Source organism: Streptococcus himalayensis (assembly GCF_001708305.1).
GTDB lineage: Bacteria > Bacillota > Bacilli > Lactobacillales > Streptococcaceae > Streptococcus > Streptococcus himalayensis.
On the sequence record NZ_CP016953.1, the window covers coordinates 1,681,265 to 1,701,315 of the forward strand.

Annotated in this window: 19 protein-coding genes; 14 read left to right on the forward strand and 5 right to left on the reverse strand. The window is 41.2% G+C overall.

Features of this window, described 5'->3' with window-relative positions; genetic code table 11:
* Positions 1-177 precede the first annotated feature (177 nt).
* The 6 genes from pcrA (at position 178) to BFM96_RS07885 (ending at position 7,603) form a co-directional block, all read left to right on the forward strand.
* Positions 178-2,436 (forward strand): DNA helicase PcrA, encoded by a 2,259-nt coding sequence (gene pcrA / locus BFM96_RS07860; protein ID WP_068992675.1) that lies wholly within the window; start codon positions 178-180, stop codon positions 2,434-2,436.
* Positions 2,437-2,527: 91 nt separating this feature from the next.
* Positions 2,528-2,902 (forward strand): DUF1149 family protein, encoded by a 375-nt coding sequence (locus BFM96_RS07865; RefSeq protein ID WP_068992678.1) that lies wholly within the window; start codon positions 2,528-2,530, stop codon positions 2,900-2,902.
* A 3-nt stretch (positions 2,903-2,905) separates the two neighbouring features.
* Complete coding sequence (locus BFM96_RS07870; protein ID WP_068992681.1) at positions 2,906-3,763, forward strand: DegV family protein; 858 nt, start codon at positions 2,906-2,908, stop codon at positions 3,761-3,763.
* Between the two features lie 3 nt (positions 3,764-3,766).
* A complete protein-coding gene (gene dapB, locus BFM96_RS07875; protein WP_068992684.1) occupies positions 3,767-4,534 on the forward strand; it encodes a 4-hydroxy-tetrahydrodipicolinate reductase in 768 nt (255 codons plus the stop codon).
* Positions 4,531-5,739: a CCA tRNA nucleotidyltransferase gene (locus BFM96_RS07880; protein WP_068992686.1), complete on the forward strand. Its 1,209-nt coding sequence runs from the start codon at positions 4,531-4,533 to the stop codon at positions 5,737-5,739. The genes dapB and BFM96_RS07880 overlap by 4 nt, the downstream gene beginning before the upstream one ends.
* Positions 5,732-7,603, forward strand: coding sequence for an ABC-F family ATP-binding cassette domain-containing protein (locus tag BFM96_RS07885; RefSeq protein ID WP_068992688.1), 1,872 nt, complete (start codon positions 5,732-5,734; stop codon positions 7,601-7,603). The genes BFM96_RS07880 and BFM96_RS07885 overlap by 8 nt, the downstream gene beginning before the upstream one ends.
* Positions 7,604-8,266: 663 nt before the next feature.
* Here the strand turns inward: BFM96_RS07885 and BFM96_RS07890 are convergent.
* Positions 8,267-9,523, reverse strand: a complete 1,257-nt coding sequence (locus BFM96_RS07890) for an ISL3 family transposase (protein WP_068989088.1) — start codon at positions 9,521-9,523, stop codon at positions 8,267-8,269.
* 229 nt (positions 9,524-9,752) lie between these two features.
* On the opposite strand from BFM96_RS07890, the gene BFM96_RS07895 reads away from it, so the two are divergent.
* From BFM96_RS07895 to BFM96_RS07910, 4 genes are all read left to right on the forward strand, one after another.
* Positions 9,753-10,712 carry an ROK family glucokinase gene (locus tag BFM96_RS07895; RefSeq protein ID WP_068992690.1) on the forward strand — a complete coding sequence of 320 codons (960 nt, stop codon included), beginning with the start codon at positions 9,753-9,755 and terminating at the stop codon, positions 10,710-10,712.
* 584 nt (positions 10,713-11,296) lie between these two features.
* A complete protein-coding gene (locus BFM96_RS07900; RefSeq protein ID WP_068992692.1) occupies positions 11,297-11,971 on the forward strand; it encodes a response regulator transcription factor in 675 nt (224 codons plus the stop codon).
* Positions 11,961-13,286: a sensor histidine kinase gene (locus tag BFM96_RS07905; RefSeq protein WP_068992694.1), complete on the forward strand. Its 1,326-nt coding sequence runs from the start codon at positions 11,961-11,963 to the stop codon at positions 13,284-13,286. Before BFM96_RS07900 ends, BFM96_RS07905 begins: the two co-directional genes overlap by 11 nt.
* Before the next feature lie 30 nt (positions 13,287-13,316).
* Positions 13,317-13,517 carry a GIY-YIG nuclease family protein gene (locus BFM96_RS07910; protein WP_068992697.1) on the forward strand — a complete coding sequence of 67 codons (201 nt, stop codon included), beginning with the start codon at positions 13,317-13,319 and terminating at the stop codon, positions 13,515-13,517.
* A 116-nt stretch (positions 13,518-13,633) separates the two neighbouring features.
* On the opposite strand, the gene BFM96_RS07915 is transcribed toward BFM96_RS07910, so the two are convergent.
* The 4 genes from BFM96_RS07915 to coaA form a co-directional block, all read right to left on the reverse strand.
* Positions 13,634-15,091: an alpha-amylase gene (locus BFM96_RS07915; protein ID WP_068992699.1), complete on the reverse strand. Its 1,458-nt coding sequence runs from the start codon at positions 15,089-15,091 to the stop codon at positions 13,634-13,636.
* A gap of 79 nt (positions 15,092-15,170) precedes the next feature.
* A complete protein-coding gene (locus tag BFM96_RS07920) occupies positions 15,171-15,686 on the reverse strand; it encodes a DNA topology modulation protein (protein WP_068992702.1) in 516 nt (171 codons plus the stop codon).
* A 66-nt stretch (positions 15,687-15,752) separates the two neighbouring features.
* Complete coding sequence (rpsT, locus tag BFM96_RS07925) at positions 15,753-16,004, reverse strand: 30S ribosomal protein S20 (RefSeq protein ID WP_083201774.1); 252 nt, start codon at positions 16,002-16,004, stop codon at positions 15,753-15,755.
* Positions 16,005-16,057: 53 nt separating this feature from the next.
* Positions 16,058-16,978, reverse strand: a complete 921-nt coding sequence (gene coaA, locus BFM96_RS07930; protein ID WP_068992708.1) for a type I pantothenate kinase — start codon at positions 16,976-16,978, stop codon at positions 16,058-16,060.
* Between the two features lie 89 nt (positions 16,979-17,067).
* Here coaA and BFM96_RS07935 point away from each other — a divergent pair, with 89 nt between their 5' ends.
* From BFM96_RS07935 to BFM96_RS07950, 4 genes are read left to right on the forward strand one after another with little or no spacing between them, the layout of a single operon-like run.
* Positions 17,068-17,655, forward strand: a complete 588-nt coding sequence (locus tag BFM96_RS07935; RefSeq protein WP_068992711.1) for a class I SAM-dependent methyltransferase — start codon at positions 17,068-17,070, stop codon at positions 17,653-17,655.
* The gene (locus BFM96_RS07940) at positions 17,655-18,932 is read left to right on the forward strand and encodes a pyrimidine-nucleoside phosphorylase (RefSeq protein ID WP_068994267.1); all 1,278 of its coding nucleotides are present in this window, start codon (positions 17,655-17,657) and stop codon (positions 18,930-18,932) included. Before BFM96_RS07935 ends, BFM96_RS07940 begins: the two co-directional genes overlap by 1 nt.
* A gap of 18 nt (positions 18,933-18,950) precedes the next feature.
* Positions 18,951-19,613, forward strand: a complete 663-nt coding sequence (gene deoC, locus BFM96_RS07945) for a deoxyribose-phosphate aldolase (protein WP_068992714.1) — start codon at positions 18,951-18,953, stop codon at positions 19,611-19,613.
* Entirely contained in the window at positions 19,594-19,989 is a 396-nt protein-coding gene (locus BFM96_RS07950) for a cytidine deaminase (protein ID WP_068992717.1), read from the forward strand. The genes deoC and BFM96_RS07950 overlap by 20 nt, the downstream gene beginning before the upstream one ends.
* The last annotated feature ends 62 nt before the right edge of the window (positions 19,990-20,051 follow it).

A 20,051-nucleotide genomic window follows, 5' to 3' on the forward strand; every position in this document is an offset into this window, starting at 1 on the left:
TTTAACTGATTTTTTCAATGATGGCTGCTAGGGTTTCCAGTCTTCGGTTTGAAGGAGCACTCGTGGAGATTGATAGATAAAATAGCTAATATTTTAGTTTGAAAGAACATGTCCATCTTTTTCATTTTGCTTGATTTTTGGTATAATAGAGGAATTGAGAGAAAACGAGGAGAGAAGATGAATCCTTTATTAACTGGAATGAATAATCGACAAGCAGAGGCAGTTCAAACGACGGAAGGCCCGCTTCTAATCATGGCTGGAGCTGGTTCAGGAAAGACCCGTGTCCTGACCCATCGTATTGCCTATTTAATTGATGAGAAGATGGTCAATCCGTGGAATATTTTGGCCATTACCTTTACCAATAAAGCGGCACGGGAGATGAAAGAACGGGCTTTTGCACTCAACCCTGCAACGCAAGATTGCTTGATTGCGACCTTTCACTCCATGTGTGTGAGAATTTTGCGTCGAGATGCGGATCATATTGGCTACAATCGAAACTTTACGATTGTAGATCCTGGGGAGCAACGGAGCTTGATGAAGCGGATTTTGAAAAATCTGAATCTCGATCCGAAAAAATGGAATGAACGGGCGATTTTAGGTACGATTTCCAATGCGAAAAATGATTTGATTGATGATGTGGCTTATGCGGCGCAGGCAGGCGATTTGTATACAGACATCGTTGCCAAGTGTTACACAGAATATCAAAAGGAGCTGCGTCAGTCGGAGGCGGTGGACTTTGATGACCTCATCATGCTGACCCTCCGCTTATTTGATAAAAATCCTGAGGTGCTTTTGCATTATCAACAGCGGTATCAGTATATCCATGTCGATGAATACCAAGACACCAACCACGCCCAGTATCAGCTGGTCCGCCTTTTGGCGAGTCGTTTTAAAAATATCTGTGTCGTTGGGGATGCCGATCAGTCGATTTACGGCTGGCGTGGGGCGGATATGCAAAATATCTTGGATTTTGAAAAGGATTATCCAGAGAGCAAGGTTGTTTTGTTGGAGGAAAATTACCGTTCAACCAAGACCATTTTGCAAGCAGCTAATGAAGTCATTCAGCACAACCAAAATCGTCGTCCTAAAAATCTCTGGACTCAAAATCAAGAGGGAGAGAAAATTCGCTATTATCGTGCGAATGACGAACAAGACGAGGCTGTTTTTATTGCGAAAACGATCGAAGAATGGCATCGGACTAAGAATAAGCCGTTTAAAGATTTTGCGGTTCTTTACCGTACCAATGCCCAGTCTCGGACGATTGAGGAGGCACTGCTCAAGTCCAATATTCCCTATACCATGGTGGGGGGAACCAAATTCTATAGCCGTAAGGAAATTCGTGACGTCATTGCTTATTTGAACCTGATTGCCAATCCGAGTGATAACCTCAGTTTTGAGCGTGTCGTGAATGAACCCAAGCGAGGAATTGGACCTGGAACGGTTGAAAAATTACGTAGTTTTGCTCAAGGAAGAGGAATTTCCCTGCTAGATGCGGCAAATGATGTGATGAGCTCTGGTATTAAAGGAAAAACAGCTCAAGCCATCTGGGATTTTGCAAGCTTATTGCTAGAGGCTCGGGAGAATTTGGAAACCTTGACCATTACTGAGTTGGTGGAGCTAGTACTGGATAAGAGCGGCTATTCTCTCGCTCTTTCGATGCAAAATACTCTAGAGAGCCAAGCTCGTTTAGAAAATATCCGAGAATTTCTTTCTGTGACGAAGCATTTTGATGAAACCAATCAGGGGGAGGCAGACGAGACGGGGCTGGATCGTTTGAGCCGTTTTCTGATTGATTTGGCCCTGATTGCGGATACAGACGATGGAGGGATGGTGGAGACATCGGAAGTGACCCTCATGACTCTCCATGCCGCAAAAGGTTTGGAATTCCCCATTGTTTTTTTGATTGGTATGGAAGAAAATGTATTTCCGCTTAGCCGAGCAGCCGAAGACGAGGATGAATTGGAAGAGGAACGCCGTCTAGCCTATGTGGGTATTACACGGGCAGAGGAGGAATTGTACCTAACCAATGCTAACTCACGGCTTTTGTTTGGACGGACGAATTACAACCGCCCTAGCCGATTTTTAACGGAGATTAGCTCTGATTTATTGGATTATCAAGGCTTGGCTCGCCCAGCAAATACTGCCTTTAAAGCAAGTTATAGTAAAGGAAAATCTGTCCAGTTTGGCAAAGGCATGAGCCTGCAAGAAGCATTGCAGAGTCGAAAAGCAGGTGTTCAGATTGCTGGGATGAATCAGGCAAGTCATCAAAGGTCCGAAAATTGGCAGGTTGGCGATATTGCCTCTCATAAGAAATGGGGCGAAGGAGTTGTCCTTGAAGTCTCTGGTAGCGGAGCCACGCAAGAGCTCAAAATCAATTTCCCAGACGTTGGTTTGAAAAAGTTGCTCGCCAGTGTTGCACCAATTGAGAAAAAGTAGAACTTGCCAGATTCTTGCTATTTGAAACATGGCAAGAGTGGAAAAAATATGCTATAATACTAGCAACGTATATTTTTAGGAGAGTACAGAAATGGAACTAAAACGCGAAAAAGAATTTGTCAGTCAATATCACTATGATGCCCGCAATTTTGAGTGGGAGCGTGATAATGGAACACCAGAAACCAAGGTGGATGTGAATTTTCAACTCTTGGAGCAAAATAAGGAAAGCAACCAAACTTCTATCGTCGTGATTTTAAGTTTTATGATTGTTTTTGATGCCTTTGTCATCAGTGGAACTATTTCGCAGGTCAATCATGTCCTTGGACGCATTGTCAATGAACCGAGCGAATTCAATAAAGACGAGGTCGAATTGCTTGCAAACCCAAGCCTTTCTATGCTAAATCGGTTGACCTACGAAGTTACCGAAATCGCCCTCGATTTACCAGGAATCAATTTGGAGTTTTAATTCATGAAATTAGCCGTCATTACGGATTCATCCGCATTTTTAGACGCCGAAATCGCCCCAAACAGCGATTTATATATTCTTGACATTCCCGTTGTGATTGATGGACAAGAATACATCGAAGGAAAGAACCTCACCGCGAGCGAATTTTACGAAAAAATGGCTCTTGCGAAGAACCTTCCTAAGACCAGCCAACCAAGTGTAGCACGTTTGGAAGAGATTTTAACCCAGTGTGAAAAAGAGGGCTATACTCATGTGATTGGCTTGTTCCTCTCTTCAGGGATTTCAGGTTTTTATCAAAATATCCAATATTTAAAAGACGAATTTAAAGGGATGACCATTGCCTTTCCTGATAGTAAGATTACCTCAGCACCCCTTGGTATGATGGTGGGAAATATCTTAAAACGCTATGACGCAGGTCGTTCGTTTGAGGAAATTTTGGCAAAGTTAGAACAAGAAATAAGCGGTACAACTGCCTTTATTATGGTGGATGATTTGAACCACTTGGTCAAAGGTGGTCGCTTGTCCAATGGAGCTGCGCTTTTAGGAAATCTTCTTAGCATCAAGCCGATTTTATGTTTTACGGATGAAGGAAAGATTGAAGTATACGAGAAAGTTCGTACAGAGAAAAAAGCTGTCAAGCGTTTATTGGAAATTTTACAAGAACAGACGCAACAGGGGCGTTATCAGATTGCTGTGATTCATGCCAATGCACCGCAAAAAGCTGAAGAATTTAAACAAATGCTACAAGAAAATGGTACTGCCAATGAGTTGCCGATTGTATCCTTGGGTTCTGTCATTGGAACGCACGTGGGTGAGGGGGCAATTGCTTTTGGTATTTCGCCGATTATTGACGAGGAGTAGGAGATGACGATTCAGGTAATTATCGCCGGATTTAAAGGAAAGATGGGGCAAGCGGCCTATAAAATGGTTGTTGAAGATCCTAATTTGGAGTTGGTAGGATTGCTCGATCCTTTTACAGAAGAGACAGAACTTGCTGGAGTTCCCGTTTTTAAGCATAAGGAAGATCTGGCTCAACTGTCAGCAGATGTGTGGGTGGATTTTACCACTCCAAAGGTAGCCTATGAAAATACGCGTTTTGCCTTAGAAAACGGCTTTGCACCAGTGGTCGGAACAACGGGCTTTACTTCTGAGGAGATTACAGAATTAACCGCCTTATCAGCTGAGAAAGGGCTCGGTGGTTTAATCGCCCCAAACTTTGCAATTGGAGCGATTTTACTCATGCAATTTGCTACGCAGGCAGCCAAATATTTCCCAAATGTCGAAATCATTGAGCTGCACCATGACCAGAAAAAGGATGCTCCGAGTGGAACAGCCATTAAGACCGCAGAATTGATGAGTCAGGTTCGCACAAGCCAGTCACAGGGATTGGCAGATGAAGAAGAACTGATAGAGGGGGCGCGTGGAGCAGACTTTGATGGAATGCGTATTCACAGTGTTCGCCTACCGGGTTTGGTTGCCCACCAAGAAGTGATTTTTGGAAGTCAGGGCGAAGGCTTAACCTTACGCCATGATTCGTATGACCGTACGTCCTTTATGACAGGAGTTAACTTGGCGATTAAGGAAGTTGTGAAACGGGACCAATTGGTCTATGGATTGGAACATTTACTATGAAATTACACCATTTGCCTTCTGAATTTCAGAAGGCTTTGCCAATTTTAGAAAAAATAAAACAGGCGGGTTATGAAGCCTATTTTGTCGGAGGGTCTGTTAGAGATGCTCTCTTACAACGTCCGATACATGATGTGGATATAGCGACCTCTAGTTATCCTCAGGAAACCAAGAGCATTTTTGAGCGGACGGTTGATATTGGGATTGAGCATGGAACTGTCTTGGTACTTGAAGGGGGTGGCGAATATGAAGTGACTACTTTTCGAACAGAGGATGTCTATGTAGATTACAGGCGTCCAAGTCATGTGACCTTTGTTCGCTCGCTCGAGGAAGATTTAAAACGTAGAGATTTTACGGTCAATGCCTTTGCCCTCGATGAAACAGGACAAGTTGTGGATTTGTTCAATGGCTTACAGGATTTGGATCAAAAATTATTACGGGCGGTTGGCAGAGCTAGTGAACGATTTAATGAAGATGCACTGCGAATTATGCGTGGATTTCGTTTTCAAGCTAGTTTAGGGTTTGATATCGAGGTGGATACACGCCAAGCTATGGAAGATTGTGCTCCGTTGCTCAGCAAGATTTCTATTGAGCGAATTTTTATCGAATTTGATAAATTGCTGCTTGCACCCTACTTCCGAAAAGGATTGAGGAGTTTTCAAGCTAGTCGAGCCTACCACTATTTGCCAGAGATGACAGAAGGCGATACAGCCCTGACAAAGCTTTTAGAGAGTTTAGGAGAAACGTCTCAATTTTCCTCCTCTGAACAAGCTTGGGCAGCCTTGATCTTAGCAATGAACTTGCCTCAGGCACGTCCTTTTTTGAAAAAGTGGAAGACTTCCAATGATTTTCAAAAAAAAGTGGAACAGCTGGTCGAAATCTATCGTTTGCGAGACAAGGCTACTTTAGGAAAATGGGATTGTTACCGTTTTGATTTGGACTTGATGATAGAAGCAGAAGCATTGCGGCAGATGCAGGGTTTGCCGGTGGATTTTCAAGCTATCCTAGACCTTCATCAAAGCCTTTCCATCCACGACAAACAAGAGATGGCTGTGAATGGGCGCATTTTAATGATGGAATACGGATTTCAAGCAGGTCCGCAGTTGGGGCAAATCCTAAATCAAATCGAGCAAGCGATTGTTGAAGATCACTTGGAAAATCAGCCAGAAGCAATTAGAGAGTTTATAAAGGAACAAGGGTATGAGTGATTTTATAGTAGAAGAGTTGACTAAGTCTGTCGGGGATAAGACGGTCTTTCAGAAGATTTCGTTCATTATCCATGAGGCAGATCGAATTGGTCTGATTGGCGTGAATGGCACAGGCAAGACCACACTCCTTGATGTCCTATCTGGTGAGAGTGGCTTTGATGGCGATCGCTCGCCGTTTTCAGCCAAGCAGGATTACAAAATTGCCTATCTGACGCAGGAACCTTCTTTTGAGGATGACAAAACCGTCTTGGATACGGTTCTATCTTCTCAATTACGAGAAATGGTCTTGATTCGTGAGTACGAATTGTTATTGGCGAACTATGTGGAAGAAAGTCAGACACGCTTAGAAAAAGTGATGGCAGAGATGGATTCGCTCAACGCCTGGGCGATTGAAAATCAAGTCAAGACTGTGCTTAGCCAATTGGGCATTCGGGATTTAACAGCTAAGGTCGGACAGTTATCTGGCGGACTTAGAAGACGTGTGCAATTAGCCCAAGTTCTACTTGGAGATGCGGATTTATTACTGCTCGATGAACCGACCAACCATTTGGATATTGCAAGCATTGAATGGCTGACAAATTTCCTTAAAAATACGAAGAAAAGTGTGCTATTTATTACCCACGACCGTTATTTCTTGGACCAAGTTTCAACCCGTATTTTTGAGCTGGATAGGGGAAACTTGATCGAGTACCAAGGAAATTATCAGGACTATGTTCGATTAAAAGCAGAACAAGATGAGCGAGATGCTGCCCTCCTGCATAAAAAAGAAAAGCTCTATAAGCAAGAATTGGAGTGGATGCGCAGGCAGCCGCAGGCCCGCGCTACCAAGCAAGAAGCACGGATCAATCGTTTTCACAATTTGAAACAAGAAGTGGCTCAAAAAGAAACGGCTAGTCAATTGGAGATGAATTTTGAAACCAGTCGTATTGGGAAAAAAGTGATTGAGTTTCAGGATGTGACTTTTGGCTTTGATGATCAGCCTTTGCTGGAGAATTTTTCTCTATTGATTCAAGGCAAGGATCGGATTGGGATTGTAGGGGATAATGGTGTTGGCAAATCTACCTTGCTAAACCTAATCGCAGGGAGCTTAGAGGCTCAAACAGGAAAGGTAGTGATTGGAGAAACCGTTCGGGTGGCCTATTTCTCTCAAAAAGTAGAAGGGTTAGATCAGTCTAAGCGGGTGATTAACTACCTACAAGAAATTGCCGAAGAGGTCAAAACCAGTGTTGGAACGACTAGCGTTGCAGAATTATTAGAACAATTTCTTTTTCCGCGTTCCATGCATGGAACCTTGATTGAAAAGCTCTCAGGAGGAGAGAAAAAACGGCTGTATTTACTGAAGCTCCTCTTAGAAAAACCCAATGTTTTACTTCTGGATGAGCCGACCAATGATTTGGATATTGCAACCTTGACGGTGTTAGAGCATTTCTTGCAAACTTTTGCTGGACCTGTGATTACTGTAAGTCATGACCGCTACTTCCTTGATAAGGTCGCAGATAAAATCCTTGCCTTTGAAGAAGGCAAGATTCGCACCTTCTTTGGTAATTATACGGATTATTTAGATGAAAAATCCTTTGCATTGGAAAAAGCAAAGCAAAAGGAAAAGACCAGTAAAGAAAAGACTATCAAGGTCCGTGAAGAGAAGAAACGGATGACTTATCTTGAGAAACAAGAATGGGAAACCTTAGAGTCTGTAATTGAAGAAATCGAGAATAGAATTACGCAGATTGAGGGTGAGATGGTAGAAAATGGGTTTGATTTTTCAAAATTGTCTCTTCTTCAGAAAGAATTGGAAGAGAAAAATGAAGAATTACTTCAGAGATACGAACGCTATGAATATCTGAGTGAGTTGAGTGAGGGGTAGTCTTGATGATAAGATAGTTTTTGGGCATCCATTTTCTACCTTTATTGAGGAAGCTACCTAACTCTCTACCTTGCTTTGAGCTGGCTCATTGCTCGAGCAGTATTTAGCTTGTACGTTTACTTTCGTCCTCCACGAGAACATTGAGGGACGTGGGATGTTAGAAGCTGTATGCATAATGTTGTAAGATCTTTAAAAGATGACAAATTTATGACAATTTCACAAAAACAATCTCTAATGATACTGACTTTTCAATATCCTAGAAAGCTAAATTTTCGAAATGATCACACACTCGTTTTATTTAAAAATCCTGTGATGGTGTAAATACAGGTTCTTAGAGTTGCGATTTGAACTACAGTTGCACGTTGGCTTGCCAATTGTCTGACTGCTAGCTTTAGCTATATGGTTAGCTGGTAAGGCTCTTGTAGGACTTGTATGTTCTTATCAATGATGTCCATTTGTATCACGCAGTTCCAATCGCTTGGTTAGGACATTCTTAGCTGGATTAGAGGCTATACTTTCATCCTTTGCTTGCAAGTATAGCTGCGGCCTATTTTTTGGTAACTTTCCTTTTATACCTAGGCATTTGATGCTTTGTTCAATTCATCAAGGATTTCTTAAAAGATTAGTTTAGGCTCTTTGTCAACTGTAGTGGGTAGATGTCAGCTAACATCTAGAGAGGACCAACTTGGTCTTCTCTTTTTTGATGTTTAAGGCAATCAAAATCCGCTTTTTGAAGTTTTCAAAGTTCCTGAAACCAAAGGCATTTCGTTTAATGACTTTGATAAGATTATTGGTAGCTTCCAATTTAGCGTTGGAATAAGGCAATTCCAAGGCGTTTAAAACCTTGTCCTTATCCTTTAGAAACGTCTTAAATACCGTCTGGAAAATAGGGTTAACAGTGGCTATTTCTTGTTCAATTAGGTCAAAGAAATGATCTGAGTTCTTCTCTTGGAAATGGAATAAAAGAAGTTGATAGAGTTCATAATGTTGTCGTAACTCATCTGAGTAGGATAGGAGCTTGTCTAAGATTTCCTTATTGGTCAAATGCATGCGAAATGTAGGGCGATAAAACCGTTTATCACTGAGTTTACGGCTATCTTGTTGTACCAGTTTCCAGTAGCGTTTTAAGACACGGTATTCCTGGGATTTTCTATCGAATTGATTCATGATTTGTATGCGGACACGGTTCATAGCACGGCTGAGATGTTGCACAACGTGGAAACGATCAAGCACGATTTTAGCATGAGGAAAAAGTTGTTTGGCTAGTTGATAGTAAGGGCTAAACATGTCCATAGTGATGAATTTAACGCGGTTTCTGACCTGTCTAGGGTATCTCAGAAAGTGATTTCGGATGGTTGCTTGCGTTCTTCCATCAAGGATAGCGATGATGTTATTTGTGTCAAAATCTTGAGCGATAAAGCTCATTTTCCCTTTCTTGAAGGCATACTCATCCCAGGACATGACTTCTGGAAGCTTAGCCCAATCCGTTTCAAACTTAAACTCATTGAGTTTTCGAATAACTGTAGATGTTGAAATGGAGAGTCTGTGTGCGATATGTGTCATTGCTTGCTTTTCGATGAGTAATTGTGCGATTTTCTGGTTGACAGCGACAGAGATTTGATGGTTCTTCTTAACAATAGGAGTTTCAGCGACCGCTATTTTCCCACAGTCTTTGCACTTGAAACGACGCTTTCGAAGGCGGATAAGTAGCGGGTAGCCAGCAGTTTCTAAGTAGGGGATTTTAGAGGCTTTCTGGAAGTCGTACTTAGCCATTTGTCCCTTGCAGGAAGAGCATTTAGGGGCTGTGTAATCCAAGTGACCGTGGAGTTCTAAGTGTGTTCCCATGTCGCATTCATTAGTGATCGTGATATTTTTGTCTTTCATTTTGAGAAAATTTGTGATAAGATTTAGTTGTTCCATATGAGTCTTTCTAAATGATGGTTTTATCGCTTTTCATTATAGGTCATATGGGACTTTTTTTCTACACTGAAAAAGGCTCCATAATCTCTACAGTGGATTTACCCACTACAGATATTATAGAGCCTTAGTTTATGGACTAGTCTTTTTTCTATCTTTTTTTATAAAATGTAGTGCAAACCTTTGCAATGTGGTATAATAAGGCTAAGTAATATTTTATGAGGTGTATCTTATGGAAAAAAAGATTATCGGTATTGACCTTGGTGGAACATCTATTAAATTTGCAATTTTGACGCAAGCAGGTGAGATTCAACATAAGTGGTCTATTGCGACGACAATTTTGGATGAGGGGAGCCATATTGTACCTGATATGATTGCTTCCATCAAGCACCAAATGGAGTTGTTAGGACTTTCAGCTGAGAATTTCCTCGGCATTGGAATGGGTTCTCCTGGTGTGGTAGATCGCCAAGAAGGTACCGTTGTCGGTGCTTATAATCTCAACTGGAAAACGAAACAAGCAGTCAAAAAACAAATCGAATCGGCGATTGGTATTCCGTTCTTCATTGACAATGACGCAAACGTGGCAGCCCTTGGTGAGCAATGGGTTGGTGCTGGTGGCAACCACCCAGATGTCGTTTTTGTAACACTCGGCACTGGTGTAGGTGGTGGTGTAATTGCAGATGGCCATTTAATTCACGGAATTGCTGGCGGAGCAGGGGAATTGGGGCATATCGTAGTTGACTTTGACCAACCAATTGCTTGTACTTGTGGCAAAAAAGGCTGTCTAGAAACCGTTGCTTCAGCGACTGGGATTGTGAATTTAACTCGTCGTTATGCAGAAAGCTATGCTGGTGATGCAGCCTTGAAGGCTTTGATTGACGATGGTCAGGAAGTCACAGCAAAAGTAGTCTTTGACCATGCGAAAGAAGGAGATGAGCTAGGGATGATTGTGTATAAAAATTTCTCTCGCTATCTAGGGACTGCTTGTGCCAATATTGCTAATATCTTAAATCCATCGACGATTGTTATCGGTGGTGGCGTATCTGCAGCAGGAGATTTCTTGTTGGAAGGCCTTCAAGAAGTCTTTAATACCCATGCCTTTCCTCAAATTGCTAAATCGACTCAATTAGCCTTGGCAGATCTCGGCAACGACGCAGGGGTTATCGGAGCAGCATCGCTTGTGTTGAAATAATTTTAAGTGAGGAAGAGCCATGATGTTGAAAGCATGCTCCCCTCACTTTTTTGCTTTTATTTGTTCATTCTAAGAGAGTAGCCAATTGATACTCTTTAAAAATCAAAATCTGACTAGGCAATCGCAGGTAGAACTAGAGCTCAGCAAGGTGAGTAAATACTCAATGAAAATCAAAGTTCGTGATTTTGCGACTTTCTTAGTCCACTTCATTTCATAGTAAAAATATTTTTTTATACATGTAATAACTATTTTTGAAATTAAATGAGTATAACGACATCAGATTTTGATTTTTGACGAGTATGACTTGAATGTTGCTTCGATTTAGCTAGTTTTAAGCAAAAACAGCTAAACTAAGAAGAGATAGAAAATCATGTATGGAAAAAGACAAGCAGATGCTGATGGACAATGCTTTTTTGGATGCTCGATCTTGTCGATAGACGATGAGTAGCCATGTTCTTTGATGGTGATGATTACAGAGTGATTGCTTGATAAATAACCAAAATGATGGGGAATCATGGTATAATAGAGAAAAAGCCGAATAAGTTATCATCTGATGTCTGATGATGGTAGGAGGAAATGGAGCAATGATAAAAATTCTCTTGGTAGAGGACGACCTAGGTTTGTCCAATTCTGTGTTTGATTTTTTAGACGATTTTGCGGATGTCATGCAGGTTTTCGATGGAGAAGAAGGCTTGTATGAGGCCGAAAGTGGCGTCTATGATTTGATTTTACTAGACTTGATGTTGCCAGAAAAAGATGGTTTTCAAGTCTTAAAAGAATTGCGGGAAAAGGGGAGTACAACTCCTGTCTTAATCATGACCGCAAAGGAAAGTTTGAATGACAAGGGACATGGATTTGAGCTTGGAGCTGATGATTACCTGACCAAACCCTTTTATTTAGAAGAGTTGAAAATGCGAATCCAGGCACTTTTGAAACGCTCTGGAAAATTCAATGAAAATACCTTGTCTTATGGGGATATTCGTATCAATTTAGCCACAAATACAACCTTGATCAAGGATAATCCAGTTGAATTATTGGGGAAAGAGTTTGATTTATTGGTCTATTTCTTGCAAAATCAAAATGTCATTTTGCCCAAAACTCAGATTTTTGATCGTTTGTGGGGATTTGACAGCGATACGACTATTTCGGTTGTAGAGGTCTATGTGTCGAAAATTCGAAAGAAATTGAAAGGGACGGCTTTTGCGAACAATTTGCACACCCTTCGCAGTGTCGGATATATATTAAAAGATGCTGAATAAGTTTAAAACAACCTGGTATTCGGATAATTTTAGCTATTTTTTGAGAAATTTTGGCGTCTTTACCCTGATTTTCTCAGCCATGACCCTGATTATTTTACAGGTCATGCGATCTAGTTTGTATGTCTCTGTCGATAATAAAATTACAGAATTGAGCCAAAAGCCTAGTTCAGTCATTAACATGGTTCTCCGAAGAGAAGAAGTCAATTTTGCTAAGGATTTGCAAGGTTATCAGGTAGATGAATCCGATTTGCTGGATGTCAGTGCGAATACAGAGGTGATTTTATTTAACAAGGATTATGAAGCCATTACCACAGGGGATAATTTTCTGGGTTTGAATAATCTCGCTTTTGATAAGCGACAAATGAATCGCATTCGTCAAGTTCAAGTGAAAAATGGTTACGGTGGAGAAGAAACCTATCGGATGATGGTCTTTCCTTGCCAAGACGCTAAAGGCAGTCTCGTGAAGTATGCGGCCATTTTCATCAATACGAGCCAGTTGGAGCAAGCCAATTTAAGCCATGAACAAGTCGTCATTATGGTAATGGTAAGTTTTTGGCTGTTATCTGTGGTTGCAAGTATCTATTTAGCCAGCGTCAGTGTCAAGCCTCTTTTGGAGAGTATGCAAAAGCAGAAATCCTTTGTTGAAAATGCCAGTCATGAATTACGAACTCCTTTAGCAGTTCTTCAAAATCGCTTGGAAACCCTTTTTAGAAAGCCAGAAGCGACCATTATGGATTCTAGCGAGAGCATTGCCTCAAGCCTTGAAGAAGTTCGAAATATGCGAATGCTGACGACTAATCTGCTCAATCTCGCCCGTCGAGATGATGGAATCACGCCAGAAATTGTGGATGTCGATCAAAATTTCTTTAACACGACCTTTACCAATTATGAAATGATTGCAACGGAAAATGGAAAAACTTTTCGGTTTCAAAATAAGATTTTCCGAACGATTCGAACCGATAAGACCCTACTCAAGCAGTTGATGACCATTTTATTTGACAATGCCATTAAATATACGGATGAGGATGGCGAAATTGAATTGACTGTTTCGGCCAATGATCGCACCCTTTTTCTGACAGTGGAAGACAATGGGGCGGGCATCCGAAATGAGGATAAGAAAAGAGTATTTGACCGCTTTTATCGGATTGATAAGGCGAGAACTCGTCAAAAAGGTGGTTTTGGATTAGGCTTATCCTTGGCCAAGCAAATCGTTGAAGCCCTCAAAGGGACCATTACGGTGAAAGATAATAAACCTCGCGGAACCATTTTTGAAGTAAAAATCGCTATTAAAACGGATAATAAAAAAAAGAAATAAAGACAATGACTTTATTTCTTTCCAGTTTACTTGGTCTCTTATATCGAAACAGCACACTTACCCGTTGCGAAAATTGAGTCCTATCTTCACCATCGCTTTTCTGACAAACGATTAGAACTATCTGTTTTATCTCCAAATGGCCAAGAAGTAGCGGTCAAGGAATGGTTTTTAGTTTCCTTAGAAGAGATTGAGCAGGCTGTAGAGGACTTAAAAAAGGCCATCAGTAGATAGGCTCAGTCTAATTTCAAATTCTAAAAAATAACCCCCTGTAAAATCTCCATAAAATGAGAATATTGCAGGGGGTTAGATAGTTTTGTTTAAAGGAATTGAGGCTTTTTTATAGCCTATTACTCTCCTCGTCCCCAAACGCTGACTGAAGTAGGAGCAACTGGAAAGTCTCCCCAGCCTTCCTCATCAATGACAACGACATCGTCAATATGTCCTAGATAGTCTGTAAAAGTTTGGTTTGCCCATTCTTGTCCGACAAACATCCGCTTATAGGTAGCTGTATTGTTAGAGAGGAGAACGGCGATAGGAGTAGCTGTGTTTGCTTGGCCAAGTCGCACCCAGCCAATGCAGTTTGCATCATCAAAATAATCCACCTGTTCGCCATAAGCTAGTTGTAAACGAATATCTAGCAATTTATCCAGGATTTCTCGGAAACTCATTTGAGCAAATTCCCCTTCAATGCCCATATAATCGCCATAAAAGACACAGGGCAAGCCTTCCTCTCGTAGGAGGATGAGGGCATAAGCTAGAGGTTTAAACCATTCTTGCACTGTGGATTCAAGTGCTTGCCCACCTTGTGTATCATGGTTGTCAACGAAGGTCACAGCAGACTCTGGATGGTTTTGGGCAAGAGTTCCGTTGAAAATCTCCCGTAAATCATAGTCAGCTTGTTGTTCGCTAGCTTCAAAAAGATTGTGATGCAAGCGAACATCGACTAAATCAAAGCGGTAGTCTATACTGGCTAGGTAGTCTGTATTGGTCTGCGAATCGCTATTCCAAAATTCTCCAAAAACATAGAAATCTTCTCCATGCTTTTCCATCATATCTCGAATGAAATTGCCCATGAAAAAGCTGTCAATATGCTTAATCGCATCAAGGCGAAAGCCAGCAATCCCAGTTGTTTCCACGAACCAATCTGCCCAATCATAGATTTGTTGAACGACTTCTGGATGTTTAAAATCAAGGTCAGCGTACATGAGATAATCATAGTTACCATTTTCATTATCAACTAATTCATCATCTGCCCAACCTTTATTGTCGCCTTGAATGAGATAAATTCCCGATTTTTGACCTTTGGCATCATAGTCTGTCCCTGTGAAGTGGTACCAGTGCCATTCAAAGTCATTATATACTTTTTGTCGGCCTTCAAAGGAAAAATGGGTCCAACCACGAATTTCAAAAGGTGCTTCTGATAGTTCAACCGTTCGATTTTCGGGATCGACTTCAACTACCTGAAAGCGTTCTGTGTGGTCTGCCCCTGCCTTGTGATTTAAGACGAGATCGGCTAGAGGCTCGATTGCGTGTGCTTTTAACGTTTGGATAAGGGAGATGTACTCGTCTTTGGTTCCGTATTTTGTTCGTACGGTTCCTTTTTGGTCAAATTCACCGAGGTCAAAGAGGTCATAGACCCCATAGCCGACATCATCGCTACTCGTGGCTTTAAAAGCAGGAGGGAGCCAGATTTTGCGAATGCCTTTTTCAGCAAGTGCTGGTGCCAGTTCGCTTAGACGCTTCCAATGATGGCCATCGTTTGGGATGTACCATTCAAAGGCTTGAAATAGGGTTTGATTTTCCATAGATATTCCTCAACTTAGAAAAGATGAAACCATTTTATCAAAATATCAGAAAGAGAGCAAACGTTTGCGTAATGTTTCGCTATAGTTTCTGCACATGTTCCAGAAAAGCATCCAATTCTCGTTGATTGCAAAGCATGACAACCTTCTCTGAATAGGTTTGGCAGACCTTCTGGTACCGTCTTTTTGCCCTTTCTTGCCTACCATCTTTTAAAATCCAGCGGATAAATTCCCAGTCAAATTTCTCAGGACAGCCTGGTGTCATATCTTCCCGTGTTTGTCCACGGTAACGAAGGGAACGTTTAAAAGCTCGATAAAGACAATTCCAAGGAGAGAAGTTCAGGAAGATAATGGTATCAGCTTCTTTCATTCTTTGTTCATAGGAGCAAAAACTATAATTTCCATCCATAACCCAACTGTCATGATGGCATAAGAAGTCATCGACTAGACGTTTCATATCCTCATCTGGGCGTTCCTGCCATTGAGGCAAAAATCGCATTGTATCTAAATGCAGACAAGGAAGAGCGTAGTGTGTGGATAGAAACTTCGCAAGGGTTGATTTTCCCGATCCTGAATAGCCAATAATTTGAATTTTCATAGGAGACTCCCTTTAAAAAAGCAAAATAAAAAAGCTCAAACGAGCTCTTTCATTTTACTATGCAGCTTATTTTGCAAGTTTAGCAGCAAGACGAGCTTTATCGCGGCCTGCTTTGTTCTTGTGAATCAAACCTTTAGTTTCTGCTTTATCGATAGCTGAGCTAGCAGCGCGGAACAATTCTTCAGATGGGTTTGCTTCAAATGCTTTAATTGCAGTACGCATAGCTGATTTTTGAGCTGAGTTTTTTTCGTTTTGTTTAACGTTTAATTCAGCGCGTTTGATAGCTGATTTAATATTTGCCAATGTTTTCACCTCCAATGCTATACTAACTATCTAATTATATCTGAAAAGTTTGATTTTGACAAGTCTTTTTATTTTTTTAAATAAATTTCGTCAATTTCGTGATTTTTTGCCTTGTGTAAAATCATATCGGCGCGATTTTTGGTTGGCTCGATATAGTTTTTTAAATTGACAAGATTGATACTGGACCAAATATTGTGGGCAAAGTCAGCCACTTCTTCCTCGGTCTGCTTGGTAAAGCGATGGTAGTAGTTATTCGTATCATTTTTGGCAAATTCGAGTAGTTTTTTAAAACGATCCAGATACCAAGTTTCGATGTTTTCTACTTCGGCATCGACATAGATCGAAAAATCAAAGAAATCCGTGATATATAAATGTTCATTTTGCGGATTTTGCAGAACATTGATGCCTTCTACAATGACAAAGTCGGCTGGCTTCACGATTTGGACTTTCTGGGGGACAATATCATAAATTTCATGGGAATATACAGGAATTTGAGCCGCTTGCCCATTTTTAATCGCATCCAAAAAACCAAGAAGTAATTCCATGTTGTAACTTTCTGGAAATCCCTTTCGATTTAGGATATTCTCCTTTATCAGTTCTTGGTTGGGATAGAGAAAGCCATCGGTTGTGACCAATTCGACGCTGGCATCAGCAAAAGTCCTAGATAAAAGAATTTGTAATAATCGACTGGTTGTAGACTTTCCCACTGCAACACTACCAGATACACCGATGATAAATGGTTGTTTTCTGCTTTCTTTTTGCAGAAAAATGCTTTTTGAAAAGGCTAAATCTTCTTTGGAACGTTTGTAAATCTGGATGAGATAAGTCAATGGCAGATAAATATCCACTACATCCTGTAAACTAATACGATCGTTAAAACTGGTGATAGAGGTTAATTCTGCCTCTGTAAGTGGCGGTTGCACACTGCGATGGAGATTTTGCCACCGTTCGCGTGTAATTTTTTCAAAATGAATTAATTCCTTATACATATCAAACTCCTAGAGTATTTAGTATATCATTTTTTAAAGAGATTTGTAAACGGTTTACAATAAAAGTGAAAATATGGTAAAATAGAAATATGACAAAGATGTATTTTGCAGAAAATCCTGATGCAGCTCATGATATCCATCGCTTGGAAGTGGAGCTCTTGGGACAGAGAATGATTTTTTACACAGATGCGGGTGTTTTTAGTAAGAAAATGATTGACTATGGCAGTCAGGTATTGCTGAACTGTCTTGATTTTTCTTCTAACGAGCGACTATTGGATGTAGGATGTGGCTATGGGCCTTTAGGCTTGACTTTAGCAAAGGTACAAGGGCTTGAGGTGACCATGGTCGATATTAACCAGAGGGCGCTTGACTTGGCCAAGAGAAATGCGGCAGAAAATCAGGTAGAAGCCCGTATTTTTCAATCGAATCTCTATGAAAAGGTTGAAGCAGAGTTCAATCATATTATCAGCAATCCACCGATTCGGGCCGGAAAGCAGGTCGTGCACCAAGTGATTACTGGAAGTCTTGAGCATTTGCACGAGGGCGGAACCTTGACCCTTGTCATTCAGAAGAAACAAGGAGCACCGAGTGCGAAGACCAAAATGGAGGAGACGTTTGGAAATTGTGAAGTGCTGAGAAAAGATAAAGGCTACTATATTCTAAGGAGTGAGAAATGATAAGAGCAGTAGATATCATTCAAAAAAAGAGAGATGGCGAGGAGCTGACATCTGATGAAATCAAATGGTTAATTGATGGTTACGTGGCAGGAACAGTGCCAGACTATCAAATGTCAGCTTTTGCCATGGCTATTTATTTTAAGGGAATGACGACTCGGGAAATTTCAGATTTAACCATGGCCATGGTAGCAACGGGTGAACAGATTGATTTGTCTGCTATTGCTGGGATTAAGGTAGATAAACATTCTACTGGTGGCGTAGGCGATAAGGTGACCCTCATCTTGGTTCCTTTAGTTGCAAGCTTTGGAGTTCCTGTGGCTAAGATGAGTGGGAGAGGGTTAGGCCATACAGGAGGGACTCTTGATAAGTTAGAGTCTATCAAAGGATATGAGATTGAGCGTAGCCAAGAGAGTTTTATCAAACAGGTGCAAGATATTGGCTTGTCAGTTATCGGTCAATCTGAACAACTTGTAAAGGCCGATAAATTGCTCTACGCCCTTCGTGATGTGACAGCAACGGTAGATACCATTCCCTTGATTGCCAGTTCTGTGATGAGTAAAAAAATTGCAGCTGGGGCAGACGCGATTTTACTCGATGTGACTGTAGGAGAAGGTGCCTTTATGAAAAATATCGCAGATGCAAGACTTCTTGCCCAGACTATGGTGGATTTAGGAAAGGCTGTCGGCAGAAAGACAGTCGCTGTTATTACAGATATGAGCCAACCTTTGGGAACTAGTATTGGGAATCGTTTGGAAATTTTGGAAGCTCTTGAGATTTTACAGGGTAAGGGGAGAGAGGATATCACTGAATTTATCTGTGAATTGGCCCAAATCATGCTAGGCTTAGCAGATGTTGAAAAAACAGTGCCAGAAATCCGTGAACAGCTACATAACGGAGCTGCTTTAGCCAAATTTGAGGAAATGGTTGCAGCTCAAGGAGGAGATGTAAACGATCTTTATCGCGAGTCTGCTGCGGCCTTCATAGCAGAAATAAGGGCTGAGAAAGATGGTTACCTTGCTGAACTTCCTGCCATGGAATTTGGACTTTTTGCTATGCGTCTTGGTGCAGGAAGAGCGGTGAAGACAGATGATTTAGACTTTGAAACTGGGATTGTTTTTGAAAAGAAAGTCGGAGAAGCTGTAAAAACGGGTGAACTTTTGGCAAAAATTTATGCAAATGAAAAAATTTCGGACGAATTAGTTACAGAATTCAAAAAAAATGTTAAAATAAGTGATGAGCAGAAAAAAGTTAGAGAGATTATCGAAGTAATCGCTTAACTTATGGGAGAACCGAAAATGAAATTAAACAAGTATATAGATCATACGCTTTTAAAGGCTGATGCCCAACAAGAGCAGATTGAGCGACTCATTGAAGAGGCTAAAGAGTATGATTTTGCCAGCGTCTGTGTCAATCCTACCTGGGTTGCTTTTGCAGCTGAGGGTTTGAAAGGGACAGATGTCAAAGTTTGTACGGTGATTGGTTTTCCTCTGGGAGCGACCTCATCAGCTACAAAGGCTTTTGAGACACAGGATGCCATTCAAAATGGGGCTGACGAGATTGATATGGTGATGAATATCGGAGCTCTAAAATCTCAAAATTTGGTTTTAGTAGAGGATGACATCCGTGCCGTGGTTGAGGCCAGTGGCGATAAGCTTGTCAAAGTGATTATTGAGACTTGTCTATTGACGGATGATGAGAAGGTACTTGCTTGTCAGTTGGCAAAGGCTGCTGGTGCAGATTTTGTAAAAACGTCCACAGGCTTCTCGACAGGTGGAGCAACGGTGGCAGACGTGGCCCTGATGCGTCAGACAGTTGGCGAGGACATGGGGGTGAAAGCTTCTGGTGGTGCACGGTCTTATGAGGATGCCAAATCCTTTATCGAGGCGGGGGCAAATCGTATCGGAGCATCTTCAGGAATTGCTATTATGAAGGGAGAAGTTGCAAGTAGTGACTACTAATTTCATTGAATTAGCTGTTGAAAATAGCCGACATGCCTATGTGCCCTATTCGCATTTTCCCGTGAGTGCAGTTTTATGTGCTAAAAATGGTCAAGTGTTTACAGGGGTCAATATTGAAAATGCGAGTTTTGGTTTGACCAATTGTGCAGAGCGCACTGCTATTTTCAAAGCCGTATCAGAAGGTGTGTTGGAGTTTGAAGAACTCTATGTTTATGGAGAAACCAAACATCCAGTCTCCCCTTGTGGAGCTTGTCGTCAAGTGATGGCAGAATTTTTTAATCAGGATTTAAAGGTGACTTTAATCGCCAAAGATCAATCGACGGTCGAGATGACGGTCGGGGAATTACTTCCATATTCTTTTACTGACTTGGATTAGTCAGCAAACTGGTCAAGCGACCAAATTCAAATCCGCAACACAGTTGCATATCTTATTTAGGA